The 25,034-nt window shown below is 56.4% G+C and carries 21 protein-coding genes; 16 read left to right on the top strand and 5 right to left on the bottom strand.

From position 1 onward, the window contains the following. Position 1 precedes the first annotated feature (1 nt). The 3 genes from ilvE to ilvA are packed head-to-tail and all read left to right on the top strand — an operon-like array spanning position 2 to position 4,389. The gene (gene ilvE / locus LBF07_RS10735) at positions 2-931 is read left to right on the top strand and encodes a branched-chain-amino-acid transaminase (protein WP_023309654.1); all 930 of its coding nucleotides are present in this window, start codon (positions 2-4) and stop codon (positions 929-931) included. Between the two features lie 60 nt (positions 932-991). After that, positions 992-2,842: a dihydroxy-acid dehydratase gene (gene ilvD / locus LBF07_RS10730; RefSeq protein WP_094935535.1), complete on the top strand. Its 1,851-nt coding sequence runs from the start codon at positions 992-994 to the stop codon at positions 2,840-2,842. A gap of 2 nt (positions 2,843-2,844) precedes the next feature. Next, on the top strand, positions 2,845-4,389 hold the full coding sequence (gene ilvA / locus LBF07_RS10725; protein WP_024907958.1) for a threonine ammonia-lyase, biosynthetic: 1,545 nt from the start codon (positions 2,845-2,847) through the stop codon (positions 4,387-4,389). Positions 4,390-4,434: 45 nt separating this feature from the next. On the opposite strand, the gene ilvY is transcribed toward ilvA, so the two are convergent. Beyond that, a complete protein-coding gene (gene ilvY, locus LBF07_RS10720) occupies positions 4,435-5,325 on the bottom strand; it encodes an HTH-type transcriptional activator IlvY (RefSeq protein ID WP_032641403.1) in 891 nt (296 codons plus the stop codon). Positions 5,326-5,477: 152 nt separating this feature from the next. On the opposite strand from ilvY, the gene ilvC reads away from it, so the two are divergent. Next, the gene (gene ilvC, locus LBF07_RS10715) at positions 5,478-6,953 is read left to right on the top strand and encodes a ketol-acid reductoisomerase (protein ID WP_023333828.1); all 1,476 of its coding nucleotides are present in this window, start codon (positions 5,478-5,480) and stop codon (positions 6,951-6,953) included. A gap of 94 nt (positions 6,954-7,047) precedes the next feature. Here the strand turns inward: ilvC and ppiC (LBF07_RS10710) are convergent, their stop codons facing one another. Both ppiC (LBF07_RS10710) and ppiC (LBF07_RS10705) read right to left on the bottom strand, forming a co-directional pair. Then, positions 7,048-7,329: a peptidylprolyl isomerase PpiC gene (ppiC, locus tag LBF07_RS10710; RefSeq protein ID WP_023309650.1), complete on the bottom strand. Its 282-nt coding sequence runs from the start codon at positions 7,327-7,329 to the stop codon at positions 7,048-7,050. A 50-nt stretch (positions 7,330-7,379) separates the two neighbouring features. Continuing rightward, a complete protein-coding gene (gene ppiC / locus LBF07_RS10705) occupies positions 7,380-7,661 on the bottom strand; it encodes a peptidylprolyl isomerase PpiC (protein WP_094935536.1) in 282 nt (93 codons plus the stop codon). Positions 7,662-7,773: 112 nt separating this feature from the next. Here ppiC (LBF07_RS10705) and rep point away from each other — a divergent pair, with 112 nt between their 5' ends. Further along, positions 7,774-9,798 carry a DNA helicase Rep gene (gene rep, locus LBF07_RS10700; RefSeq protein WP_032646096.1) on the top strand — a complete coding sequence of 675 codons (2,025 nt, stop codon included), beginning with the start codon at positions 7,774-7,776 and terminating at the stop codon, positions 9,796-9,798. A gap of 58 nt (positions 9,799-9,856) precedes the next feature. On the opposite strand, the gene gppA is transcribed toward rep, so the two are convergent. Both gppA and rhlB read right to left on the bottom strand, forming a co-directional pair. Beyond that, complete coding sequence (gene gppA, locus LBF07_RS10695) at positions 9,857-11,341, bottom strand: guanosine-5'-triphosphate,3'-diphosphate diphosphatase (protein ID WP_094935537.1); 1,485 nt, start codon at positions 11,339-11,341, stop codon at positions 9,857-9,859. Positions 11,342-11,347: 6 nt separating this feature from the next. Next, positions 11,348-12,616 (bottom strand): ATP-dependent RNA helicase RhlB, encoded by a 1,269-nt coding sequence (rhlB, locus tag LBF07_RS10690; RefSeq protein WP_023309646.1) that lies wholly within the window; start codon positions 12,614-12,616, stop codon positions 11,348-11,350. A 144-nt stretch (positions 12,617-12,760) separates the two neighbouring features. Here rhlB and trxA point away from each other — a divergent pair, with 144 nt between their 5' ends. The 11 genes from trxA to wzyE all read left to right on the top strand — a co-directional run bounded on the left by trxA (position 12,761) and on the right by wzyE (position 25,033). Further along, the gene (trxA, locus tag LBF07_RS10685; protein WP_006179218.1) at positions 12,761-13,090 is read left to right on the top strand and encodes a thioredoxin TrxA; all 330 of its coding nucleotides are present in this window, start codon (positions 12,761-12,763) and stop codon (positions 13,088-13,090) included. Positions 13,091-13,435: 345 nt separating this feature from the next. Then, entirely contained in the window at positions 13,436-14,695 is a 1,260-nt protein-coding gene (gene rho / locus LBF07_RS10680) for a transcription termination factor Rho (protein ID WP_008501566.1), read from the top strand. A 242-nt stretch (positions 14,696-14,937) separates the two neighbouring features. Further along, positions 14,938-16,041, top strand: coding sequence for a UDP-N-acetylglucosamine--undecaprenyl-phosphate N-acetylglucosaminephosphotransferase (gene wecA, locus LBF07_RS10675; protein ID WP_023309645.1), 1,104 nt, complete (start codon positions 14,938-14,940; stop codon positions 16,039-16,041). A gap of 13 nt (positions 16,042-16,054) precedes the next feature. After that, complete coding sequence (gene wzzE, locus LBF07_RS10670; protein WP_033146914.1) at positions 16,055-17,101, top strand: ECA polysaccharide chain length modulation protein; 1,047 nt, start codon at positions 16,055-16,057, stop codon at positions 17,099-17,101. 56 nt (positions 17,102-17,157) lie between these two features. Further along, on the top strand, positions 17,158-18,288 hold the full coding sequence (gene wecB, locus LBF07_RS10665; RefSeq protein WP_094935538.1) for a non-hydrolyzing UDP-N-acetylglucosamine 2-epimerase: 1,131 nt from the start codon (positions 17,158-17,160) through the stop codon (positions 18,286-18,288). After that, the gene (wecC, locus tag LBF07_RS10660; RefSeq protein ID WP_094935539.1) at positions 18,285-19,547 is read left to right on the top strand and encodes a UDP-N-acetyl-D-mannosamine dehydrogenase; all 1,263 of its coding nucleotides are present in this window, start codon (positions 18,285-18,287) and stop codon (positions 19,545-19,547) included. Before wecB ends, wecC begins: the two co-directional genes overlap by 4 nt. Beyond that, entirely contained in the window at positions 19,544-20,221 is a 678-nt protein-coding gene (gene rffC / locus LBF07_RS10655; protein WP_094935540.1) for a dTDP-4-amino-4,6-dideoxy-D-galactose acyltransferase, read from the top strand. Before wecC ends, rffC begins: the two co-directional genes overlap by 4 nt. Positions 20,222-20,225: 4 nt before the next feature. Continuing rightward, complete coding sequence (gene rffA / locus LBF07_RS10650; protein ID WP_023309640.1) at positions 20,226-21,356, top strand: dTDP-4-amino-4,6-dideoxygalactose transaminase; 1,131 nt, start codon at positions 20,226-20,228, stop codon at positions 21,354-21,356. 1 nt (position 21,357) lies between these two features. Beyond that, positions 21,358-22,608 carry a lipid III flippase WzxE gene (gene wzxE, locus LBF07_RS10645; protein ID WP_094935541.1) on the top strand — a complete coding sequence of 417 codons (1,251 nt, stop codon included), beginning with the start codon at positions 21,358-21,360 and terminating at the stop codon, positions 22,606-22,608. After that, complete coding sequence (locus LBF07_RS10640) at positions 22,605-23,684, top strand: TDP-N-acetylfucosamine:lipid II N-acetylfucosaminyltransferase (protein WP_094935542.1); 1,080 nt, start codon at positions 22,605-22,607, stop codon at positions 23,682-23,684. Before wzxE ends, LBF07_RS10640 begins: the two co-directional genes overlap by 4 nt. After that, positions 23,681-25,033 (top strand): ECA oligosaccharide polymerase, encoded by a 1,353-nt coding sequence (gene wzyE / locus LBF07_RS10635; RefSeq protein ID WP_033146908.1) that lies wholly within the window; start codon positions 23,681-23,683, stop codon positions 25,031-25,033. Before LBF07_RS10640 ends, wzyE begins: the two co-directional genes overlap by 4 nt. The last annotated feature ends 1 nt before the right edge of the window (position 25,034 follow it).

Genomic DNA, 25,034 nt, shown 5'->3' with positions numbered 1-25,034 from the left:
AATGACGACAAAAAAAGCTGATTACATTTGGTTCAACGGTGAGATGGTTCGCTGGGAGGACGCGAAGGTCCACGTGATGTCCCACGCGCTGCACTACGGTACCTCCGTATTTGAAGGCATCCGCTGCTACGATTCTCACAAAGGGCCAGTGGTGTTCCGCCATCGCGAACACATGCAGCGTCTGCATGACTCAGCCAAAATTTATCGTTTCCCGGTTTCTCAAAGCGTCGATGAGCTGATGGAAGCCTGCCGCGACGTTATCCGTAAAAACAACCTGACCAGCGCCTATATTCGTCCGCTGGTGTTCGTGGGCGACGTCGGCATGGGCGTGAACCCGCCAGCCGGCTATACCACAGATGTGATCATTGCCGCGTTCCCGTGGGGTGCTTACCTGGGTGCAGAAGCCCTGGAGCAGGGGATCGACGCAATGGTCTCTTCCTGGAACCGCGTGGCGCCAAACACCATCCCGACCGCCGCGAAAGCAGGCGGTAACTATCTCTCCTCATTGCTGGTCGGTAGCGAAGCGCGCCGCCACGGCTATCAGGAAGGTATCGCCCTCGACGTAAATGGCTACATCTCTGAAGGTGCGGGTGAAAACCTGTTTGAAGTGAAAGACGGCATTTTGTTCACGCCGCCGTTCACCTCGTCCGCGCTGCCGGGCATCACCCGCGACGCCATCATCAAGCTGGCGAAAGATCTGGGTATCGAAGTGCGCGAGCAGGTACTGTCCCGCGAATCCCTGTATCTGGCGGATGAAGTGTTTATGTCCGGTACGGCGGCTGAAATCACGCCGGTACGCAGCGTGGACGGTATCCAGGTGGGTGAAGGCCGCTGTGGCCCGGTCACCAAACGTATTCAGCAAGCTTTCTTTGGCCTCTTCACCGGCGAAACAGAAGATAAATACGGCTGGTTGGATCAGGTTAACCACTAAGCATAAATTTGGGACGGCACGCACCGTCCCATTAAATAGTCAGACGGGAGTCAATAAAGCATGCCTAAGTATCGTTCAGCCACCACCACCCACGGCCGTAATATGGCGGGAGCCCGCGCCCTGTGGCGCGCCACCGGAATGACCGACGCCGATTTCGGCAAGCCGATTATCGCCGTGGTGAACTCCTTCACCCAGTTTGTACCGGGCCACGTGCACCTGCGCGATCTCGGTAAGCTGGTTGCCGAGCAAATCGAAGCCTCCGGCGGCGTGGCGAAAGAGTTCAACACCATTGCGGTGGATGACGGTATCGCGATGGGGCACGGGGGCATGCTCTATTCACTGCCGTCGCGCGAGCTGATCGCCGACTCCGTAGAGTATATGGTTAACGCCCACTGCGCCGATGCGATGGTCTGCATCTCCAACTGCGACAAAATCACCCCGGGGATGCTGATGGCCTCCCTGCGCCTGAACATTCCGGTGATCTTCGTCTCCGGCGGCCCGATGGAAGCGGGGAAAACCAAGCTCTCCGACAAAATCATCAAGCTCGACCTGGTCGATGCGATGATCCAGGGCGCGGACCCGAAAGTCTCTGACGAGCAGAGCGATCAGGTGGAACGCTCCGCGTGTCCGACCTGCGGCTCCTGTTCCGGTATGTTCACCGCCAACTCCATGAACTGCCTGACCGAAGCGCTGGGCCTGTCTCAGCCGGGCAACGGTTCGCTGCTGGCGACCCACGCCGACCGTAAGCAGCTGTTCCTCAACGCCGGTAAGCGCATCGTTGAGCTGACCAAACGCTACTACGAGCAGGACGACGCCAGCGCGCTGCCGCGCAACATTGCCAGTAAAGCCGCGTTCGAAAACGCCATGACGCTGGATATCGCCATGGGCGGCTCCACCAACACCGTACTGCACCTGCTGGCCGCCGCGCAGGAAGCCGAAATCGACTTCACCATGAGCGACATCGATAAGCTGTCCCGCAAAGTCCCGCAGCTGTGTAAGGTCGCGCCGAGTACCCAGAAGTACCATATGGAAGACGTACACCGCGCGGGCGGCGTGCTGGGCATTTTGGGCGAGCTGGATCGCGCCGGGCTGCTGAACCGTGAAGTGAAAAACGTGCTCGGCCTGACGCTGCCTGAGTCGCTGGACCAGTACGACGTGATGCTGACCAAAGACGACGCGGTGAAAAAGATGTTCCGCGCCGGTCCAGCGGGTATTCGTACCACCCAGGCGTTCTCGCAGGATTGCCGCTGGGACACTCTGGACGATGACCGTGCCGAAGGCTGCATTCGCTCGCTGGAACATGCCTACAGCAAAGACGGCGGTCTGGCCGTGCTGTACGGTAACTTCGCGGAAAACGGCTGCATCGTTAAAACCGCAGGCGTGGACGACAGCATCCTGAAATTCACCGGTCCGGCAAAAGTGTACGAAAGCCAGGATGAAGCGGTAGACGCCATCCTTGGCGGTAAAGTGGTGGAAGGCGACGTGGTGGTGATCCGCTACGAAGGGCCAAAAGGCGGCCCGGGTATGCAGGAGATGCTCTACCCAACCACCTTCCTGAAATCTATGGGACTCGGTAAAGCGTGTGCGCTGATCACCGACGGGCGTTTCTCCGGCGGCACCTCCGGTCTCTCCATCGGCCACGTTTCGCCGGAAGCGGCAAGCGGCGGCAACATCGCCATCATCGAAGACGGCGACCTGATCGAAATCGACATTCCGAATCGCGGCATTCAGCTGAAGCTGAGCGACCAGGAAATTGCGGCCCGTCGTGAAGCCCAGGAAGCCCGCGGCGATAAAGCCTGGACGCCGAAAGACCGCCAGCGCGAAGTTTCCTTCGCCCTGCGCGCCTACGCGAGCCTTGCCACCAGTGCAGATAAAGGCGCGGTGCGCGATAAATCTAAACTTGGGGGCTAATGATGGCCGAGTCACAACCCTTATCCGCCGCCCCTGAGGGGGCGGAATACCTGAGAGCGGTGCTACGCGCGCCGGTCTATGAAGCCGTGCAGGTCACGCCCCTGCAGAAAATGGAAAAACTCTCTTCGCGCCTCGACAACGTCATTCTGGTGAAGCGCGAAGACCGCCAGCCGGTGCACAGCTTTAAGCTGCGCGGCGCCTACGCGATGATGGCCGGGCTGACCGACGAGCAGAAAGCGCGCGGCGTGATTACCGCGTCTGCGGGCAACCACGCCCAGGGCGTGGCGTTCTCGTCTGCCCGTCTGGGGCTGAAGGCGCTGATCGTGATGCCGGTCGCTACCGCAGATATCAAAGTCGACGCGGTGCGCGGTTTCGGCGGCGAAGTGCTGCTCCACGGGGCTAACTTTGACGAAGCCAAAGCCAAAGCGATTGAACTGGCGCAGCAGCAGGGCTTTACCTGGGTGCCGCCGTTCGATCATCCGATGGTGATTGCCGGGCAGGGCACGCTGGCGCTGGAACTGCTGCAGCAGGATGCCCATCTCGACCGCGTCTTCGTCCCGGTAGGCGGCGGTGGCCTGGCCGCAGGCGTGGCGGTGCTGATCAAACAGCTGATGCCGCAGATCAAAGTCATTGCCGTTGAAGCGGAAGACTCTGCCTGCCTGAAAGCGGCGCTGGATGCCGGGCATCCTGTGGACCTGCCGCGCGTCGGGCTGTTTGCCGAGGGCGTGGCGGTGAAGCGCATTGGGGATGAAACCTTCCGCCTGTGTCAGGAGTATCTCGACGATATCGTCACGGTTGATAGCGACGCCATCTGCGCGGCGATGAAGGATCTGTTCGAGGATGTGCGTGCGGTGGCGGAACCGTCAGGCGCGCTGGCGCTGGCGGGAATGAAGAAATACATCGCGCAGCACAACATTCGCGGCGAGCGGCTGGCGCACGTGCTGTCTGGTGCGAACGTGAACTTCCACGGTCTGCGCTACGTTTCCGAGCGCTGCGAGCTGGGTGAACAGCGGGAAGCGCTGCTGGCGGTGACGATTCCTGAAGAGAAGGGCAGCTTCCTGAAGTTCTGCCAGCTGCTGGGTGGCCGTTCGGTGACGGAGTTCAACTACCGTTTTGCCGATGCCAAAGACGCCTGCATTTTTGTCGGCGTGCGTCTGAGCCGCGGCGTGGAGGAGCGCAAAGAGATCCTCAACCTGCTGCATGAGGGCGGCTACAGCGTGGTCGATCTCTCTGACGATGAAATGGCGAAGCTGCACGTGCGCTACATGGTTGGCGGGCGTCCATCGAAGCCGCTCCGGGAACGTCTGTTCAGCTTCGAGTTTCCGGAATCGCCGGGCGCGCTGCTCAAGTTCCTTCACACGCTTGGCACGCACTGGAACATCTCTCTGTTCCACTACCGCAGCCACGGCACCGACTATGGCCGCGTGCTGGCGGCGTTCGAACTGGGCGAGCACGAGCCGGATTTCGAAACGCGGCTGAACGAGCTGGGCTATGAGTGTCACGACGAAACCCATAACCCGGCCTTCCGCTTCTTCCTGGCGGGCTAAGGGCTGAGCTGCGTGTAGGCCGGGTAAGCGCAGCGCCACCCGGCTTTAGTGGTTTGGCAATATCTGCCAGAACGCATCAATAAGCGGCTCATGCAGCCGCTTTTTTTGTGCGCACACGCCAAGCTCAAACGGCGTCTTCTCGTCGCTGCGCTCCAGAATCATCACGCGATTGCGCACCGGTTCGGGGCTGTTTTCCAGCACCACTTCCGGCAGCAGCGCCACGCCGCAGCCCAGCGCCACCATCGACACCATCGCCTCATGGCCGCTGACCGTGGCGTAAATCGACGGGTTGCTGATTTTCTGACGGCGGAACCACAGCTCGATGCGGCGGCGCACCGGCCCCTGATCGGCCATGATAAACGGCACCGTCGACCAGTCCGGTTTTTCCACCGACACCTGGTTACGCACCGGGCAGGGCAGCGCCGGGGCAATCAGTACCACCGCCAGATTCTCCAGCATTGAGAATGCCACCGCGCCCGGCAGGGTTTCGGGTTTCCCTGCTATGGCGAGATCCGCTTCGCCCGTCACCACTTTTTCCATTGCGTCGGAGGCGTCGCCGGTGGTGAGCTTAATTTCAACCGACGGATGCGCCGCGCGGAAGCGGTCAAGGATGGGCGGCAGATGGCTATAGGCGGCGGTCACGGAGCAGAAAATATGCAGCTCGCCGGAAAGCGACGGCCCCTGCTGGTCAATCGAGTGCCGCAGCTGCTGGTACTGCAACAGCGTCTGCTGGGCAAAAATGCGCAGCTCTTCACCCGCTTCCGTGAGGGTGACGGTGCGGTTATCGCGCACGAACAGCGGCTGGCCGAGGTCCTCCTCAAGGCGCTGGATCTGGCGTGAAAGCGTGGAGGGGCTAACGTGCATCGCCCGGGCGCTGCGGCCAAAATGGCGGCTTTCCGCCAGGTGCAGGAACATTTTCAGATCGCGTAAATCCACCGATTCCACTCCCTCTTTTTACATTGCAAAAATTGCAATATGACGTTGTGAATATATCAATTTCCGCAATAAATTTCCTGTTGTAATGTGGGTACATTCTCGCTGAAACGCGAACCGAACAATAAGACACACAACATCACGAGGTATCACCCATGGCTAACTACTTTAATACACTGAACTTGCGCCAGCAGCTGGCGCAGCTGGGCAAATGCCGCTTCATGGCGCGCGACGAATTTGCCGATGGCGCGAGCTACCTTCAGGGTAAAAAAGTGGTCATCGTCGGCTGTGGCGCACAGGGTCTGAACCAGGGCCTGAACATGCGTGACTCCGGTCTGGATATCTCCTACGCCCTGCGCAAAGAAGCAATTGCCGAGAAGCGTGCTTCCTGGCGCAAAGCGACCGAAAACGGCTTCAAAGTGGGCACCTACGAAGAGCTGATCCCGCAGGCGGATCTGGTGGTTAACCTGACCCCGGACAAGCAGCACTCTGACGTAGTGCGTTCCGTACAGCCGCTGATGAAAGACGGCGCCGCGCTGGGTTACTCCCACGGCTTCAACATCGTTGAAGTGGGCGAGCAGATCCGTAAAGACATCACCGTGGTGATGGTGGCACCGAAATGTCCGGGTACGGAAGTACGCGAAGAGTACAAACGTGGCTTCGGCGTGCCGACGCTTATCGCAGTTCACCCGGAAAACGATCCGAAAGGCGAAGGCATGGCGATTGCCAAAGCGTGGGCAGCGGCGACCGGCGGCCACCGTGCGGGCGTGCTGGAATCTTCCTTCGTTGCCGAAGTGAAATCTGACCTGATGGGCGAGCAGACCATTCTGTGCGGTATGCTGCAGGCCGGTTCTCTGCTGTGCTTTGACAAGCTGGTGGAAGAAGGTACCGACCCGGCCTACGCGGAAAAACTGATTCAGTTCGGCTGGGAAACCATCACCGAAGCGCTGAAGCAGGGCGGTATTACGCTGATGATGGACCGTCTGTCCAACCCGGCAAAACTGCGTGCTTACGCGCTGTCTGAACAGCTGAAAACCATCATGGCACCGCTGTTCCAGAAACATATGGACGACATCATCTCCGGCGAATTCTCTTCCGGCATGATGGCGGACTGGGCGAACGACGATAAAAACCTGCTGACCTGGCGTGAAGAGACCGGTAAAACCGCGTTCGAAACCGCGCCACAGTATGAAGGTAAAATCGGCGAGCAGGAGTACTTCGATAAAGGCGTACTGATGATCGCCATGGTGAAAGCAGGCGTTGAGCTGGCGTTCGAAACCATGGTGGATTCCGGCATCATCGAAGAGTCCGCGTACTACGAATCTCTGCACGAGCTGCCGCTGATCGCGAATACCATCGCCCGTAAGCGTCTGTACGAAATGAACGTGGTTATTTCTGATACCGCAGAATACGGTAACTACCTGTTCTCTTACGCCTGCGTACCGCTGCTGAAAGAGTTTATGACCACTCTGCAGACGGGCGATCTGGGTAAAGCGATTGCGGAAGGTGCCGTGGATAACGCGCAGCTGCGTGATGTGAACGAAGCGATTCGCAGCCACCAGATCGAGAAAGTGGGTCACAAACTGCGTGGCTACATGACCGATATGAAGCGTATCGCGGTAGCGGGTTAACACCTGGTGCGGGCTGATGCCCTCACCCCGCCCCTCTCCCACTGGGAGAGGGTGCAAACATTCAAGGCCTTCTCTAAGAGAAGGCCTTGAATGTTTATTTCCGATACAGTACTTTAATAATGTGGTAGCCGAACTGCGTGTGCAGCGGGCCGGTTGGCTCCAGCACCGGGCAGGAGAACACCACTTTATCGAACGCCGGAACCATCTGGCCCTGGCGGAACTCACCCAGATCGCCGCCGCGTTTGCCTGACGGGCAGATGGAGTGCTTCTTCGCCAGCTTGCCGAAGTCGGCACCGTTTTTAATCTGCTCCAGAAGGTCTAAAGCCAGTTTCTCTTCTTTAACAAGGATGTGCACTGCTGCTGCTGTTTTTGCCATGATCGTGCCTTGAATAGGTTGAAATAAATCGGGGCGCAATATACCACGCGTCAGCGGCGATAAAGCACCTTAATGATATGGTAGCCAAATTTGGTTTTCACCGGGCCGTAGGGCTTCAGAAGCGGGCAGCTAAAGACCGCCCGATCGAACGGGCCGACCATCGCACCTTGTTGAAACTCGCCGAGCTCCCCGCCATTGCGTCCGGACGGGCATTTAGAGTAACGCTTCGCCAGATGATCAAAGCTGATGCCGCGCTCCAGCTTGACCAGGATCTCCTGAGCCAGTTTCTCTTCTTTTACCAGAATATGCAGGGCTGCTGCGGTCTTTTTCATGGTTCTGCTCTACGGGTTAAACGCGATTTCTCCACTTTATCATTAGCCGGTAAATCTGCGCCCGGCTTTCTGCTACAATCCACACCCCGTTCGAAGATTGAGCAACACTCCCATGCGTTTAAACCCTGGACAACAACAAGCGGTCGAATTCGTTACTGGACCATGCCTGGTGCTGGCAGGGGCCGGTTCGGGTAAAACCCGCGTGATCACCAACAAAATCGCCCATTTGATCCACAACTGCGGATATCAGGCGCGACACATTGCGGCGGTCACCTTTACCAATAAAGCGGCGCGCGAGATGAAAGAGCGCGTCGGTCAGACGCTGGGTCGTAAAGAGGCGCGCGGCCTGATGATCTCCACCTTCCACACGCTGGGGCTGGATATCATCAAACGCGAGTATGCGGCGCTGGGAATGAAGTCCAACTTCTCGCTCTTCGATGACACCGATCAGGTGGCGCTGCTCAAAGAGCTCACCGAGGGGCTGATCGAAGATGACAAGGTGCTGTTGCAGCAGCTGATCTCGACGATCTCGAACTGGAAAAACGATCTGATGACGCCGGCCCAGGCCGCGGCGATCGCCAAAGGCGAACGGGATCGGATTTTCGCCCACTGCTACGGTCTGTACGATGCGCATATGAAAGCGTGCAACGTGCTGGACTTTGACGATCTGATCCTGCTGCCCACGCTGCTGCTGCAGCGCAATGAAGAGGTGCGCGAGCGCTGGCAGAATAAAATCCGCTACCTGCTGGTGGATGAATATCAGGACACCAACACCAGCCAGTACGAGCTGGTGAAGCTGCTGGTGGGGCAGCGCGCGCGTTTCACCGTGGTAGGCGACGACGACCAGTCGATTTACTCCTGGCGCGGCGCGCGCCCGCAAAACCTGGTGCTGCTGAGCAAAGATTTCCCCGCGCTGCAGGTGATTAAGCTGGAGCAGAACTACCGCTCCTCCGGGCGTATCCTGAAGGCGGCAAACATCCTGATTGCCAATAACCCGCACGTGTTTGAGAAGCGTCTCTTCTCCGAACTGGGCTACGGCACGGAGCTGAAAGTGCTCAGCGCCAACAATGAGGACCATGAAGCGGAGCGCGTGACGGGCGAACTCATCGCTCACCACTTCGTCAACAAAACCGAATATAAGGATTACGCGATCCTCTATCGCGGCAATCACCAGTCGCGCGTCTTTGAAAAGATGCTGATGCAGAACCGCATTCCGTACAAAATCTCGGGCGGCACGTCGTTCTTTTCGCGGCCAGAAATCAAAGATCTGCTGGCCTATCTGCGGGTGCTAACTAACCCGGATGACGACAGCGCGTTTCTGCGCATCGTGAATACGCCTAAACGCGAGATTGGCCCGGCGACGCTGCAAAAGCTCGGCGAGTGGGCGATGACCCGCAACAAAAGTATGTTTACCGCCAGCTTCGACATGGGGCTGAGCCAGACGTTAACCGGACGCGGGTATGACTCGTTAACCCGCTTCACCCACTGGCTTGGCGAAGTGCAGCGTCTCGCGGAGCGCGAGCCGGTGGCGGCAGTGCGCGATCTCATTCACGGCATCGACTATGAGTCCTGGCTGTATGAAACCTCAGCCAGCCCGAAGGCGGCTGAGATGCGCATGAAAAACGTTAACCAGCTCTTCAGCTGGATGACCGAAATGCTGGAGGGCTCTGAAATCGACGAGCCGATGACCCTGACGCAGGTGGTCACCCGCTTTACCCTTCGCGACATGATGGAGCGCGGCGAGAGCGAAGAAGAGGCCGATCAGGTTCAGCTGATGACGCTGCATGCGTCAAAAGGGCTGGAGTTCCCGTATGTGTATCTGGTCGGCATGGAAGAGGGATTGTTGCCGCACCAGAGCAGCATTGATGAAGACAACGTCGACGAGGAGCGCCGTCTGGCCTACGTGGGGATCACCCGCGCGCAGAAAGAGCTGACGTTTACGCTGTGTAAAGAGCGCCGCCAGTACGGTGAACTGGTTCGCCCGGAGCCGAGTCGTTTCCTGCTGGAACTGCCGCAGGATGACGTGATCTGGGAACAGGAGCGCAAAGTGATTACCGCAGAAGAGCGGATGCACAAGGGTCAGGCTAACGTGGCGAACATCCGCGCTATGCTGGCAAAAGCCAAAGAGAAAGGATGAGTTCGAAGGGGTTGTAGGCCGGGTAAGGCGAAGCCGCCACCCGGCAATGTTCAGCGTATTACTTTACCTCAAGCACCCAGTGCACGTAGCTCTGCCACTGGCACTCCTGCTCGATCATCTCTGCCCCTAACGGGTGACGATCAATCCATTTCTCCGGCAGCGTCAGCGAAAGCTTCTCGTCATCGGCCACCAGATTAATGGCCGGCAGCAAATCATCGCGGCGGCGGCTGGCAAACAGGATCGCCAGACGCAGCAGGCGGCACAGATGCTCGGCCACGCGAGGCGGTACGGCGTTTTGCTGATGCAAAGAGGAGAGATCGACGGCGTTGGTCTGGTTCAGCAGCAGCGTGGCCAGCAATTTTTTCTGCGCAGGCGTATAGCCCGGTAAATCCAGGTTTCGCACCAGATACGCTGCATGAGCCGGTGCCTGCTTAAAATCAATGCTCAGCCCCACTTCATGTAGCGCACAGGCGCTCAGCAGTAAATCCCGGCTCAGATGGTCAAGATCCCAGACGTTAGCAACCCGATCGGCGAAGCGTGACGCCAGCTGCGATACGCGTCCTGCCTGATCGATATCAACCAGAAAACGACGCTGAACGTTGCGCAGGGTACGGCTGCGGATATCCTGATCGACCGACAGATGTAACATCCCGTAGACCAGACCTTCGCGCAGCGCGCCGCCGGCCAGGGTCATACACTGGATGTTCAGCTCGGTGAAAATGGCGATAAGAATAGCCAGTCCGCTCGGGAAGACCAGCGCGCGTTCCAGCGTCAGGCCTTCAATTTCCAGCTCTTCCAGGCGTCCGCACTGAATGGCGCGCTGTTTCAGCTGCTGAAGTTTGGCAAGCGTAATCCGCTCGTCCATTCCCTGCGCCATCATGATTTCCTGCAGAGCCTGCACGGTACCCGAGGCACCCACGCAGACTTTCCAGCCGTGATAGCGCAGCTCGTCCATCACCGGGCGTAATACCTCGCGCGCGGCGTTTTCTGCCTCGTCGAAGTTCTCTTTCGCCAGGTTCCGATCGGTAAAGTAGCGCTCAAGCCAGGTCACGCAGCCCATCGACAGGCTGAACAGCGACGTTGCCTGCGCGCCGGTGCCGGTCACAAGCTCGGTACTGGCACCGCCAATATCCACCACCAGACGACGATCGTCACCTCCCGTGGTGTGCGCAACGCCCTGGTAAATCAGGCGAGCCTCTTCTTCACCGCTGATAACCTGTACCGGACAACCCAGAATTTCCTGCGCTCTGGCAATGAAATCCACGGCGTTGACCGCCAGGCGGAGTGTCGCAGTGGCGACCACGGTGATTTGGGCGTGCGGGATATCCTGCAGACGTTCGGCAAAGAGTCGCAGACACTGCCAGCCACGTTCCATGGCTTCAGGGGAGAGGTGATTATCGCTGCTCAGGCCCGCCGCGAGGCGGACCTTGCGCTTGATGCGCGTCAGCGTTTGTATGCTTCCCGCCACCTCGCGCACAACCAGCATATGAAAACTATTCGAACCGAGATCAATTGCCGCATAAAGCGAGGTGGAGCTGAGCATATTTTCTTAACCTGAACGACGACGATTACGCGGCGCGCCACCTGAACGACGCGGACCATTGCCGGAGCGTGGGCGGGTTAGACGCTTAGGCGGCGGCAGTTCGCTTAACAGCGCTTCCGGATTGTATTTGCTCTGCGGAATAGAGTGACCGATATACGTCTCAATGGCTGGAAGATTCAGCGCATACTCTTCACACGCAAGGCTAATCGAGTGACCGCTTGCGCCCGCACGACCGGTACGACCGATACGGTGTACGTAGTCTTCGCAGTCGTCTGGCAGATCGTAGTTAAAGACGTGCGTCACGGCCGGAATGTGCAGACCACGAGCAGCAACGTCGGTTGCGACCAGAATATCGAGATCGCCACGGGTAAACTCTTCAAGAATACGCAGGCGTTTTTTCTGCGCCACGTCGCCGGTCAGCAGACCAACACGGTGACCGTCTGCAGCCAGATGGCCCCAGATGTCTTCACAACGGTGTTTGGTGTTCGCGAAGATAATGGCGCGATCTGGCCACTCTTCTTCGATCAGCGTTTGCAGCAGACGCATTTTCTCTTCATTGGAAGGGTAGAAGAGCTCTTCTTTAATGCGGTGACCCGTTTTCTGCTCCGGTTCCACTTCGACATATTCGGCGTTGTTCATCTGTTCGAACGCCAGCTCGCGTACGCGATAAGAAAGGGTAGCGGAGAACAGCATGTTCAGACGCTGATTGGCCGGCGGCATGCGGCGGAACAGCCAGCGAATGTCTTTAATGAAGCCCAGATCGTACATGCGGTCAGCTTCATCGAGCACCACAACCTGGATTGCGCCGAGGTTAATGTGATTCTGTTTGGCGTAATCGATAAGACGGCCGGTGGTACCGATCAGGATATCCACACCGCTTTCCAGCACTTTCAGCTGTTTATCGTAGCCGTCGCCGCCATAGGCCAGGCCAAGCTTCAGTCCGGTAGACTGCGCCAGGGGTTCAGCGTCTGCGTGGATCTGTACCGCCAGTTCTCGCGTCGGTGCCATAATTAGCGCGCGCGGCTGGTTAACTTTGCGGTCTGCAATCGCTGGGTGAGAAAGTAAATAATGAAACGTTGACGTTAAAAACGCCATCGTTTTGCCGGTACCGGTTTGCGCCTGCCCGGCAACATCGCGACCGGCCAGCGTCAGCGGCAGCGCGAGGGCCTGAATGGGCGTGCAGTTATGAAACCCTTTATTTTCAAGGGCTTCAATCACCTTCGGGTGCAGCGCGAAGTCGGAAAACTTCTGTTCTGTTAAATGTGTTTTGCTCATAGTGTGGTAGAATATCAGCTTACTATTGCTTTACGAAAGCGTATCCGGTGAAATAAAGTCAACCTTTAGTTGGTTAATGCGACATCAACACGTCGTTGGTGGAGACAAAACCAACGTACCAGGCTTATTCCTGTGGAGTTATATATGAGCGATAAAATTATTCACCTGACTGACGACAGTTTTGACACGGACGTACTTAAGGCTGACGGGCTGATCCTCGTCGATTTCTGGGCTGAATGGTGTGGTCCTTGCAAAATGATCGCCCCGATTCTGGATGAGATCGCTGACGAATATCAGGGCAAACTGACCGTTGCCAAGCTGAACATCGACCAGAACCCGGGCACCGCACCAAAATACGGTATCCGTGGCATCCCAACCCTTCTGCTGTTCAAAAACGGCGAAGTGGCAGCGACCAAAGTGGGCGCGCTGTCCAAAGGTCAACTGAAAGAGTTCCTGGACGCTAACCTGGCGTAAGGTTTCTCCGCTGTGCGTTCAGGGCTCCCGGCTAAATGATGTGGAACTCTGGACGCCCGGCTGAAGTCGTGCTAAGTTAGCTATGACTTCGTTTTAAACATATCTTGTTGTTTGAATCTTGTTTTACCCGATACTTCCCGTTGTTAACATGAACAGTGCGTGAAGTGGCTAAATTCCGGGCTTGTCACTCAATCCGTCTTGTCGTTTCAGTTCTGCGTTCTTTCCCTGTGACCAGACAGCGAACAGACATGAGTTGATGGCCGCTAAACAGGCATGGATGACCCTGCCATACCATTCACAACATTAAGTTCGAGAATCACCCCGAGTTTAAGAACCCACACCATTATGAATCTTACCGAATTAAAGAATACGCCGGTTTCTGAGCTGATCACTCTCGGCGAAAATATGGGACTGGAAAACCAGGCCCGTATGCGCAAGCAGGACATCATTTTCGCCATCCTGAAGCAGCACGCTAAGAGTGGCGAAGATATCTTTGGCGACGGTGTGCTGGAGATATTGCAAGACGGATTTGGTTTCCTCCGCTCTGCAGACAGCTCCTACCTCGCCGGCCCTGACGACATCTATGTATCCCCCAGCCAAATCCGCCGTTTCAACCTCCGCACTGGTGACACCATTTCAGGTAAGATTCGTCCTCCTAAAGAGGGTGAACGCTACTTTGCGCTGTTGAAAGTCAATGAAGTTAACTTCGACAAACCGGAAAACTCGCGTAATAAGATCCTCTTTGAGAACTTAACGCCGCTGCACGCGAACTCTCGCCTGCGCATGGAGCGTGGTAACGGTTCAACTGAAGACTTAACCGCGCGTGTTCTGGATCTGGCATCACCAATTGGTCGCGGCCAGCGTGGTCTGATTGTGGCACCGCCGAAGGCGGGTAAAACCATGCTGCTGCAGAACATCGCGCAGAGCATCGCTTATAACCACCCAGACTGCGTGCTGATGGTGCTGCTGATCGACGAACGTCCGGAAGAAGTGACCGAGATGCAGCGTCTGGTTAAAGGTGAAGTGGTTGCTTCTACCTTCGACGAACCGGCATCTCGCCACGTTCAGGTTGCGGAAATGGTTATCGAGAAGGCGAAACGCCTGGTTGAGCACAAGAAAGACGTGATCATCCTGCTTGACTCCATCACCCGTCTGGCGCGTGCCTACAACACCGTCGTTCCGGCGTCAGGTAAAGTACTGACCGGTGGTGTGGATGCTAACGCCCTGCATCGCCCGAAACGCTTCTTCGGTGCCGCACGTAACGTGGAAGAGGGCGGCAGCCTGACCATCATCGCCACGGCGCTGATCGATACCGGTTCTAAAATGGACGAAGTAATTTACGAAGAATTTAAAGGTACAGGTAACATGGAACTGCATCTTTCTCGTAAAATCGCTGAAAAACGCGTCTTCCCGGCTATCGACTACAACCGTTCCGGTACCCGTAAAGAAGAGCTGCTCACCACGCAGGAAGAGCTGCAGAAAATGTGGATCCTGCGCAAAATCATCCATCCAATGGGTGAAATTGACGCGATGGAGTTCCTCATTAACAAACTGGCGATGACCAAAACCAACGACGATTTCTTCGACATGATGAAGCGCTCGTAACGCAAATAAAGCCAGCGAACGCCACGTTTTTACGTGGCGTTTTTCTTTTATGGACTATACGCTAGTACCATCTACTCCCAATTTTGACCGGTCGGTGCGACAATAGGGTCGTTTGTGCAGCTAAAGAAATAATTGATTGAAAAATATACAAAGGGAGTAGTCAGAAGCCATCTTTATTACTTCTGAGGCTGTGGCTTCATGGTTATACTTCCGGGACTAACATTTGTTGAGAGCAATCCATTGTGAATCTATTCACCGCCGTTACTGAACTGATCAGTATTTTTTTATTCACAACCTGTTTTTTGTTCATTGCGCGCAAGGTGGCAAAACGAATAGGGTTGGTGGATAAGCCAAATTTTCGTAAACGCCATCAGGGACTTATTCCTTTAGTCGGCGGGATTTCTGTTTACGCAGGGATTTGCTTCACGTTTGGTATTGCCGATTATTATATCCCGCATGCCGCCCTCTACATTGCCTGCGCCGGTGTCCTTGTGTTAGTTGGGGCCCTTGATGACCGGTTCGATATTGCGGTGAAAATACGCGCTACCGTTCAGGCGGCCATTGGCGTGGTGATGATGGTAGTGGGCGGACTGTATCTGCGAAGCCTCGGCTATGTATTTGGCCCCTGGGAGTTAGTCCTGGGTCCATTTGGCTTCTTCCTGACACTCTTTGCCGTCTGGGCGGCAATCAATGCTTTCAACATGGTGGATGGCATTGACGGCCTGCTCGGTGGGTTGTCGTCCGTCTCGTTCGCCGCAATCGGCATTATTTTATGGTTTGATGGTCAGTACAGTCTGGCAATGTGGTGTTTTGCCATGATTGCCGCCATTCTGCCTTATATCCTCCTAAACCTCGGTGTGCTGGGCCGTCGCTATAAAGTCTTTATGGGAGACGCGGGCAGTACGCTGATTGGTTTTACGGTTATCTGGATCCTGCTTGAAACCACACAGGGTCAAACCCATCCGATAAGTCCCGTAACCGCGCTGTGGATTATTGCCATTCCATTAATGGATATGGTTGCGATTATGTATCGCCGCCTGCGCAAAGGGATGAGTCCTTTCTCTCCTGACCGCCAACATATTCATCATCTCATCATGCGTGCGGGTTTTACTTCTCGTCAGGCGTTTGTGCTGATTACTCTGGCCGCCGCTATTTTGGCCGCGATTGGTGTAGCTGCAGAATATTCTCATATTATTCCTGAGTGGGTTATGTTGGCATTATTCTTGCTGGCATTTTTCCTGTACGGCTACTGCATTAAACGCGCATGGAAAGTGGCGCGATTTATTAAACGTCTTAAACGCAGGATGCGTCGTAACAGTGGCAAAAATACAACATTAACTAAGTAAAACCGGGACTATGATGACTCAACCGTTGGCGGGAGCGAAATCAGTGGTAACTGAGAATGAACTGGATATTCGGGGTTTGTTTCGCGTGTTATGGGCAGGCAAACTTTGGATTGCGGGGATCGCGCTGGGTTTTGCACTGTTAGCGCTGGCCTATACGTTCTTTGCAAAACAAGAGTGGAGCGCCACGGCAATTACAGACAAGCCAACGGTTAACATGCTCGGGGGATACTATTCCCAGCAGCAATTCCTGCGTAACCTGGACATCAAAGCCAGTCTTGCTACGCCAGACCAGGCTTCCGTTATGGATGAAGCCTATAAAGAGTTTGTGATGCAGCTGGCTTCGTGGGATACCCGACGCGATTTCTGGTCCCAGACGGATTACTACAAGCAGCGTCGGGTTGATAATACAAAAGCCGACGCCGCCCTGCTGGACGATCTGATTAACAATATTCAGTTTATGCCGGGCGACGCGCTGCGTAACGTGAATGACAGCGTCAAGCTGATTGCAGAAACCGCGCCGGATGCCAACAACCTGTTGCGTCAGTACGTCGCGTTTGCCAGCCAGCGTGCCGCAAGCCATCTTAACGAAGAGCTTAAAGGTGCCTGGGCGGCTCGTACCATCCAGATGAAAGCCCAGGTGAAACGTCAGGAAGAGGTGGCGAATACCATTTTCGGTCGCCGTGTGCATAACATTGAGCAGGCGCTGAAAATTGCGGAACAGCGCAATATTTCCCGTACTGAGACTGACGTGCCGGCCGATGAGCTGCCTGATTCAGAGATGTTCCTCCTTGGTCGCCCTATGTTGCAGGCGCGTCTGGAAAACCTCCAGGCCGTCGGTCCTGATTTTGACCTCGATTACGATCAAAATCGCGCGATGCTCAATACGCTTAATGTCGGTCCATCTCTGGACCCGCGTTTTCAGACCTATCGTTATTTGCGAACGCCTGAAGAACCTGTAAAACGCGATAGTCCGCGTCGTGCATTCCTGATGATTATGTGGGGGATTGTAGGCGCACTGACGGGCGCTGGCGTGGCGTTAACGCGTCGTCGCAAAAACTAAGAACGCCGTCTACGATGAAGGCTGCGGCCTTCATCGCCTAATCGAAGAGAATCGATGTGAAAGTACTAACCGTATTTGGCACCAGGCCGGAGGCCATTAAGATGGCACCTCTGGTTCATGCGCTGGCCTGCGATCCTGATATTGAAGCGAAAGTGTGCGTTACTGCCCAACACCGTGAGATGCTCGATCAGGTTTTAACGCTCTTCTCCATCGTCCCGGATTACGACCTTAATATTATGAAACCGGGGCAAGGATTAACGGAGATAACCTGTCGCATTCTGCAAGAGCTAAAGCCGATCCTGGAGTCATTCAAGCCTGACGTGGTGCTGGTTCACGGTGACACCACCACAACCGTGGCGACAAGCCTGGCCGCGTTTTACCAGCGAATTCCCGTGGGGCATGTTGAGGCGGGTCTGCGTACCGGCAATCTTTATTCGCCGTGGCCGGAGGAGGCCAACCGCACGTTAACGGGTCATCTGGCGATGTACCACTTTGCGCCAACGGAAAACTCGCGTCAGAACCTGCTGCGTGAAAATATCGGCGATAACAAAATCTTTGTGACCGGCAATACGGTCATTGACGCGTTAATTTGGGTACGCGACCGCGTCCTGGCAAATAGCGATCTTCAGAAAGAGCTCGCTGCCCGCTATCCGTTCCTTCACAACGGCAAAAAAACCATTCTGGTTACTGGCCACCGTCGCGAAAGCTTTGGCCGGGGTTTCGAGCAAATCTGTCACGCGCTGGCTGAAATCGCCGCGCAGAACGATGATGTGCAAATTGTCTATCCAGTACACCTTAACCCTAACGTCAGCGAGCCGGTTAACCGGATCCTGGGCCATGTCGAAAATGTCCTTCTGATTGAACCTCAGGACTACATGCCGTTTGTCTGGCTGATGAACCACGCCTGGCTGATCCTCACCGATTCCGGCGGAATTCAGGAAGAAGCGCCATCCCTCGGCAAACCGGTGCTGGTGATGCGTGAAACGACCGAACGTCCGGAAGCCGTCAAAGCCGGTACGGTGCGGCTGGTCGGCACCAACGCGCAGCTCATCGTCGAAGAGGTCACGCGCCTGCTGCATGACGATGAAGCGTATCAGGCGATGAGCCGGGCCCATAATCCGTACGGAGACGGGCAGGCTTGTGGCCGTATTTTGCAAGCACTTAAACACAATCGGGTATCGCTATGAGTTTTACTACCATCTCTGTCATCGGTCTTGGCTACATTGGCTTGCCTACTGCGGCCGCGTTCGCCTCTCGTCAGAAACAGGTTGTCGGTGTGGATATCAACGCACGGGCGGTAGAAACCATTAACCGTGGCGAGATTCATATTGTGGAGCCCGATCTTGACCGCGTGGTGAAAGAGGCGGTGGAAGGGGGCTTCCTGCGTGCCAGCACGACGCCAGTTGAAGCGGATGCCTACCTGATTGCCGTCCCTACCCCGTTTAAAGGTGACCACGAGCCCGACATGGCGTTCGTCGAGGCGGCGGCAAAATCCATCGCGCCTGTGCTGAAGAAAGGGGCGCTGGTGATCCTGGAATCAACCTCTCCGGTCGGCGCTACCGAGCAGATGGCACAGTGGCTGGCCGACGCGCGCCCTGATTTAAGCTTCCCGCAGCAGGCGGGTGAGCAGGCGGATATCAACATCGCCTACTGTCCGGAGCGCGTGCTACCGGGCCAGGTCATGGTCGAACTGATTAAAAACGACCGCGTCATTGGCGGTATGACGCCCGTCTGTTCCGAACGTGCCAGCGCGCTGTACAAGATTTTCCTGGAAGGTGAATGCGTGGTGACCAACTCCCGCACTGCCGAGATGTGCAAGCTGACGGAAAACAGCTTCCGCGACGTCAATATCGCCTTTGCGAACGAACTGTCGCTGATCTGTGCCGATCAGGGGATTAACGTCTGGGAGCTGATTAGCCTGGCGAATCGCCATCCGCGCGTGAACATTCTCCAGCCAGGTCCGGGCGTGGGCGGACACTGTATCGCCGTCGACCCGTGGTTTATCGTGGCGCAAAATCCGGCGCAGGCGCGTCTGATTCGCGCCGCGCGTGAAGTGAACGACAGCAAGCCTCACTGGGTGCTCAATCAGGTTAAAGCGACGGTAGCGGATTGTCTGGCAGAGAGCGGCAAGCGCGCCAGCGAGCTGAAAATTGCCTGCTTTGGTCTGGCATTCAAACCCAATATTGACGATCTGCGTGAAAGCCCGGCGATGGAAATTGCCGAGATGATTGCCGAATGGCACAAGGGTGAAACGCTGGTGGTTGAGCCGAATATCCATGAATTACCGGCAAAACTGGCGGGGCACTGTACGCTGACGGCGCTGGACGACGCGCTGGCGACGGCGGATGTGCTGGTGCTGCTGGTGGATCATAAAGAGTTTAAAGCGACGTCCGGCGATGCTGTTCGTCAGCAGTATATTGTGGATACCAAAGGTGTCTGGCGTTGAACAGCCTGAATGGGGTGCTCGAGTCCCTGCAGTGGGAGAGTGCCTTTTTCGGCCTGCCGTCGGCCATCGTGCGTCTGCGTGATGATGCGCCGGTGCTGGCTGAACCGGATTTTATCGCCTGGCAACGGGTGCAGGCTAAGATCCCGGCCGAGCGTGCCGATCTGCTTGATGCGCTGCAGCAACACGGCTTTCAGCTGGTTGAAGGTGAGGTAGACCTTTCCATTAACCTTACCCGGCACGATGCGTCCGGCGCGGAAATTGCAACAGAGCAGGACATCCCCGCGCTGCGTCAGATGGCGGCCCAGGCATTTGCTCAGAGCCGCTTTCGTGCTCCCTGGTATGCACCTGACGATAGCGGACGTTTCTATGCCCAGTGGATAGAAAATGCGGTCAAAGGCACCTTTGACCACGTCTGCCTGGTTTTCCGTGCAGGGGACGGTCAAATCCAGGGGTTCGTCTCGCTGCGTAAGCTCAACGAGCGCGAGGCGCGTATCGGCTTATTAGCCGGGCGCGGCATGGGTGAGAAACTCATGCAGGCGGCGCTGCACTGGGCGCAGCAGCAACAGCTTGTGACGCTGCGGGTTGCGACCCAGCTGGGCAACACCGCCGCGCTTAAACGTTATATTGCGAGTGGTGCCAACATCGACGCCACCGCCTACTGGTTATACAGGTGACAAGATGATTCCATTTAACGCACCACCCGTTGTCGGAACTGAACTCGACTATATGCAGTCTGCCATGGGCAGCGGCAAACTCTGTGGTGACGGCGGTTTTACCCGTCGCTGTCAGCAGTGGATGGAACAGCGTTTTCGCAGCGCCAAAGTGCTGCTGACCCCGTCCTGTACGGCATCGCTGGAAATGGCGGCACTGTTGCTGGATATCCAGCCCGGTGATGAAGTGATTATGCCGAGCTATACCTTCGTTTCCACCGCGAACGCCTTTGTGCTGCGCGGAGCAAAAATCGTCTTTGTGGATATCCGTCCGGATACCATGAACATTGATGAGACGCTGATTGAAGCGGCGATCACTGACAAAACGCGCGCGATCGTGCCGGTTCACTACGCGGGCGTGGCCTGTGAAATGGACACCATCATGGCCATCGCCAAAAAACATAATCTGTTCGTGGTGGAAGATGCCGCGCAGGGCGTGATGTCCACCTACAAGGGACGCGCGCTGGGCACGATCGGCCACATTGGCTGCTTTAGCTTCCACGAAACCAAAAACTACACGGCGGGTGGAGAAGGTGGCGCGACGCTGATTAACGACCGGGCTCTCGTGGAGCGTGCGGAAGTGATCCGCGAAAAAGGCACCAACCGCAGCCAGTTCTTCCGGGGACAGGTAGATAAATACACCTGGCGCGATATCGGCTCCAGCTATCTGATGGCGGATCTGCAGGCGGCGTATCTGTGGGCGCAGCTGGAAGCGGCGGAACGTATCAACCTTCAGCGTCTTTCCCTGTGGCAAACGTATTACGATGCGCTTGAGCCTCTGGCCAAAGCCGGGCGTATTGAGCTGCCGACCATCCCGGCAGATTGCGTCCACAACGCGCATATGTTCTACATCAAGCTGCGCGATAACGACGACCGCAGCGAGCTCATCGCCTGGCTGAAAGAGGCCGAAATTATGGCGGTGTTCCACTACATCCCGCTGCACTCCAGCCCGGCCGGCGAAGCGTTTGGCACGTTCGCGGGTGAAGATCGTTACACCACCAAAGAAAGTGAGCGTTTGCTTCGCCTGCCACTGTTCTACAACCTCGCGCCTGTTAACCAGCGTACGGTAATTAATACCCTTCTGAGTTATTTCGGCTGATATGTCTCTGGCAAAAGCATCGGTGTGGACCGCCGCGTCCACGCTTGTAAAAATTGGCGCCGGGCTGCTGGTCGTCAAGCTGTTGGCCGTCTCATTTGGCCCCTCTGGTGTGGGGCTGGCGGGTAATTTCCGCCAGCTTGTCACCGTCCTTGGCGTGCTGGCCGGTGCCGGTATCTTCAACGGCGTCACCAAATACGTTGCGCAGTATCACGATGATGCGGCTCAGCTGCGCAGAGTGGTGGGTACCTCTTCGGCGATGGTCACGGGTTTTTCGACCCTGATGGCGATTGTTTTTCTGCTGGCGGCGGCGCCCATTAGCCAGGGATTGTTCGGGCACACCCATTATCAGGGGCTGGTGCGTCTGGTCGCGTTGGTTCAGATGGGCATTGCCTGGGCTAACCTGCTGCTGGCGCTGATGAAAGGTTTTCGTGATGCCGCCGGGAACGCGCTTGCCTTAATCCTGGGCAGCGTCATCGGCGTGATTGCCTATTACTTCTGCTATCGCCTGGGCGGCTATGAGGGCGCACTGCTGGGGCTGGCGCTGGTCCCGGCACTGGTTGTTGTGCCTGCGGCATTTATGCTGATGCGTCGGGGCGTCATCCCTCTGAGCTACCTGAAACCGCAATGGGACACGATGCTTGCCAGCCAGCTGGGTAAATTTACCCTGATGGCGCTCATCACCTCTGTTACGCTGCCGGTAGCCTACGTGATGATGCGAAATTTGCTGGCGGCGCATTATAGCTGGGATGAAGTGGGGATCTGGCAGGGCGTAAGCAGTATTTCCGACGCCTATCTCCAGTTTATTACGGCTTCCTTTAGCGTTTACCTGCTGCCAACCTTATCGCGTCTGACGTCCAGACAGGATATTACCCGTGAGATTTTCCGATCGCTGCGCTTTGTGCTGCCAGCCGTCGCGGCGGCCAGCTTTACCGTCTGGCTACTGCGCGATGTCGCCATCTGGCTGCTGTTCTCGGCGAAGTTCACCGCCATGCGCGATCTCTTTGCCTGGCAGCTGGTGGGTGATGTACTAAAAGTGGGGGCTTACGTTTTCGGCTATCTGGTGATTGCAAAAGCGTCCCTGCGGCTGTATATCCTGGCGGAAATTAGCCAGTTTGCGTTACTGACAGCATTTTCACACTGGCTGATACCCGCGCACGGTGCGCTGGGGGCGGCTCAGGCCTACATGGCAACCTATATCGTTTATTTCGCTGCCTGTTGCGGCGTATTTTTATTGTGGCGTAAACGCGCATGACTGCACTGATTCACATCCTGGGATCGGATATCCCACACCATAACCAGACCGTTTTGCGGTTCTTCAACGACGAGCTGGCATCGGGTAATCCTGATGCGCGTGAGTTTATGGTTGCAGGTCAGGATAAGGGCCTGAGCGAGGCGTTTCCGGCGCTGACGATTCGCTTCTGGCCGGATAAGGCCGCGCTGGCGAAGGCGGTCATTGCCAAAGCCAAAGCGGATCGTAAGCAACGTTTCTTTTTCCACGGGCAGTTCAATACCGGCCTGTGGCTGGCGCTGCTCAGCGGGGGGATTAAACCCTCCCAGTGCAGCTGGCATATCTGGGGAGCCGATCTCTACGAAGTCTCCCGCGGCTGGAAATTCCGTCTTTTCTATCCGCTGCGCCGCATGGCGCAGGGGCGCGTAGGCTGTGTGTTTGCCACCCGCGGCGATCTCAACTATTTTGCTAAACAGCACCCGAACGTGCGCGGAGAACTACTCTATTTCCCAACCCGCATGGATCCGGCGCTGAACGCCATGGCGAATGACGCGGTGCGTGAAGGCAAGCTGACGATCCTGGTGGGGAATTCCGGCGATCGCAGTAACGAACACGTCGCGGCGCTCAGGGCGGTGCATCAGCAGTTTGGCGACACGGTGAACGTGGTGGTGCCGATGGGCTATCCTGCCAACAACGACGCCTATATTGCTGAGGTTCGCCAGCAGGGACTTGCGCTGTTTAGCGCAGAAAATTTGCACATTCTCAGCAATAAGCTGGAATTTGATGAGTATCTTGCGCTGCTGAGAAAATGCGATCTTGGCTATTTCATCTTCGCCCGACAGCAGGGAATTGGCACGCTGTGTCTGCTGATTCAGGCGGGTGTACCGTGCGTGCTCAACCGCGACAACCCGTTCTGGCAGGACATGGCCGAGCAGCATATTCCGGTGCTGTTTACCTCAGACACGCTGAATGTCGAGGTGGTACGGGAAGCCCAACGCCAGCTCACGCTGGTGGATAAAAATAGCATCGATTTTTTCAGCCCGAATTACCTCACGCCGTGGCATCGCGCGCTGCGTATCGCTTCAGGAGACAAAGCATGAGTCAGTTGCAATTCAGCGGCTTACTGGTTGTCTGGCTTCTGAGCGCCCTGTTTATCGCCACGCTTACCTGGTTTGAATTCCGCCGGGTGCGTTTCAACTTTAACGTTTTCTTCTCGTTACTGTTTCTGCTGACCTTCTTTTTCGGCTTCCCGCTGACCAGCATTCTGGTCTTCCGTTTTGACGTGAGCGTCGCGCCGCCGGAAATCCTGCTCCAGGCGCTTCTGGCGGCGACCTGCTTCTATGCCGTCTACTACGTCACCTATAAAACGCGTCTGCGTTCAGCGCAGGCTGCAGTCCCGCGTCGGCCGCTTTTTACCATGAATCGGGTGGAAACCCACCTGACGTGGGTGATGCTGATGACCATCGCCCTGGTCAGCGTCGGTATCTTCTTCATGCATAACGGCTTTCTGCTGTTTAAGCTCCACTCCTACAGCCAGATTTTTTCGGCCGAAGTCTCGGGCGTGGCGCTTAAGCGTTTCTTCTACTTCTTCATCCCGGCGATGCTGGTGGTCTTTTTCCTGCGTCAGGACAGCAAAGCGTGGCTGTTCTTTCTGGTCAGCACCGTCGCGTTTGGCATTCTGACCTACATGATTGTGGGCGGCACGCGCGCGAACATCATCATCGCCTTCGCTATCTTCCTGTTTATCGGCATCATCCGCGGCTGGATCTCGCTGTGGATGCTGGTTGCGGCAGGCGTGTTTGGCATTGTGGGGATGTTCTGGCTGGCGCTGAAGCGCTACGGGATGAACGTGGCGGGCGATGAGGCGTTTTACACGTTCCTCTACCTGACGCGCGATACCTTCTCGCCGTGGGAAAACCTGGCATTGCTGCTGCAAAACTATGACAAGATTGATTTCCAGGGGCTGGCGCCGATTGTTCGCGACTTCTACGTCTTTATCCCTTCCTGGCTATGGCCGGACCGGCCCGGCGTGGTGCTTAACACGGCAAATTACTTTACCTGGGAAGTGCTGAACAACCATTCCGGTCTGGCAATCTCGCCAACGCTGATTGGTTCCCTGGTGGTGATGGGGGGGGCGTGGTTCATTCTGCCCGGGGCGGTTGCCGTGGGGCTGATTATCAAGTGGTTCGACTGGCTTTACCTGCGCGGCAACGAAGAGACCAACCGCTATAAAGCCGCCATTTTGCACAGTTTCTGCTTTGGTGCCATTTTCAATATGATCGTTCTGGCGCGCGAAGGGCTGGACTCGTTCGTTTCGCGCGTGGTGTTCTTCATGGTTGTTTTCGGCCTCTGCCTGTTACTGGCCAAACTGTTGTACTGGCTGTTTGACAGCGCAGGGCTCGTGCACAAGCGCGAGCGGCAGGGCAGCACAACGCTGTCGCAAGTCTGAG

The organism is Enterobacter cloacae complex sp. ECL352 (genome assembly GCF_020149545.1).
GTDB classification, from domain to species: domain Bacteria; phylum Pseudomonadota; class Gammaproteobacteria; order Enterobacterales; family Enterobacteriaceae; genus Enterobacter; species Enterobacter asburiae_B.
Note: the sequence above shows the minus strand (reverse complement) of the source record. Positions and strands in the feature narration are given on the sequence as shown.

Bases quoted from the DNA above. Each gene is read 5' to 3' on its own strand.
- ppiC (WP_094935536.1), bottom strand. From the start codon at position 7,661: ATGAAAAAGACCGCAGCAGCCCTGCATATTCTGGTAAAAGAAGAGAAA.
- rhlB (WP_023309646.1), bottom strand. From the start codon at position 12,616: ATGAGCAAAACACATTTAACAGAACAGAAGTTTTCCGACTTCGCGCTG.
- rep (WP_032646096.1), top strand. From the start codon at position 7,774: ATGCGTTTAAACCCTGGACAACAACAAGCGGTCGAATTCGTTACTGGA.
- ilvD (WP_094935535.1), top strand. From the start codon at position 992: ATGCCTAAGTATCGTTCAGCCACCACCACCCACGGCCGTAATATGGCG.
- gppA (WP_094935537.1), bottom strand. From the start codon at position 11,341: ATGCTCAGCTCCACCTCGCTTTATGCGGCAATTGATCTCGGTTCGAAT.
- LBF07_RS10640 (WP_094935542.1), top strand. From the start codon at position 22,605: ATGACTGCACTGATTCACATCCTGGGATCGGATATCCCACACCATAAC.
- wzzE (WP_033146914.1), top strand. From the start codon at position 16,055: ATGACTCAACCGTTGGCGGGAGCGAAATCAGTGGTAACTGAGAATGAA.
- rho (WP_008501566.1), top strand. From the start codon at position 13,436: ATGAATCTTACCGAATTAAAGAATACGCCGGTTTCTGAGCTGATCACT.
- wecC (WP_094935539.1), top strand. From the start codon at position 18,285: ATGAGTTTTACTACCATCTCTGTCATCGGTCTTGGCTACATTGGCTTG.
- wzxE (WP_094935541.1), top strand. From the start codon at position 21,358: ATGTCTCTGGCAAAAGCATCGGTGTGGACCGCCGCGTCCACGCTTGTA.
- wzyE (WP_033146908.1), top strand. From the start codon at position 23,681: ATGAGTCAGTTGCAATTCAGCGGCTTACTGGTTGTCTGGCTTCTGAGC.
- ilvC (WP_023333828.1), top strand. From the start codon at position 5,478: ATGGCTAACTACTTTAATACACTGAACTTGCGCCAGCAGCTGGCGCAG.
- ppiC (WP_023309650.1), bottom strand. From the start codon at position 7,329: ATGGCAAAAACAGCAGCAGCAGTGCACATCCTTGTTAAAGAAGAGAAA.
- ilvE (WP_023309654.1), top strand. From the start codon at position 2: ATGACGACAAAAAAAGCTGATTACATTTGGTTCAACGGTGAGATGGTT.
- rffA (WP_023309640.1), top strand. From the start codon at position 20,226: ATGATTCCATTTAACGCACCACCCGTTGTCGGAACTGAACTCGACTAT.
- trxA (WP_006179218.1), top strand. From the start codon at position 12,761: ATGAGCGATAAAATTATTCACCTGACTGACGACAGTTTTGACACGGAC.
- ilvA (WP_024907958.1), top strand. From the start codon at position 2,845: ATGGCCGAGTCACAACCCTTATCCGCCGCCCCTGAGGGGGCGGAATAC.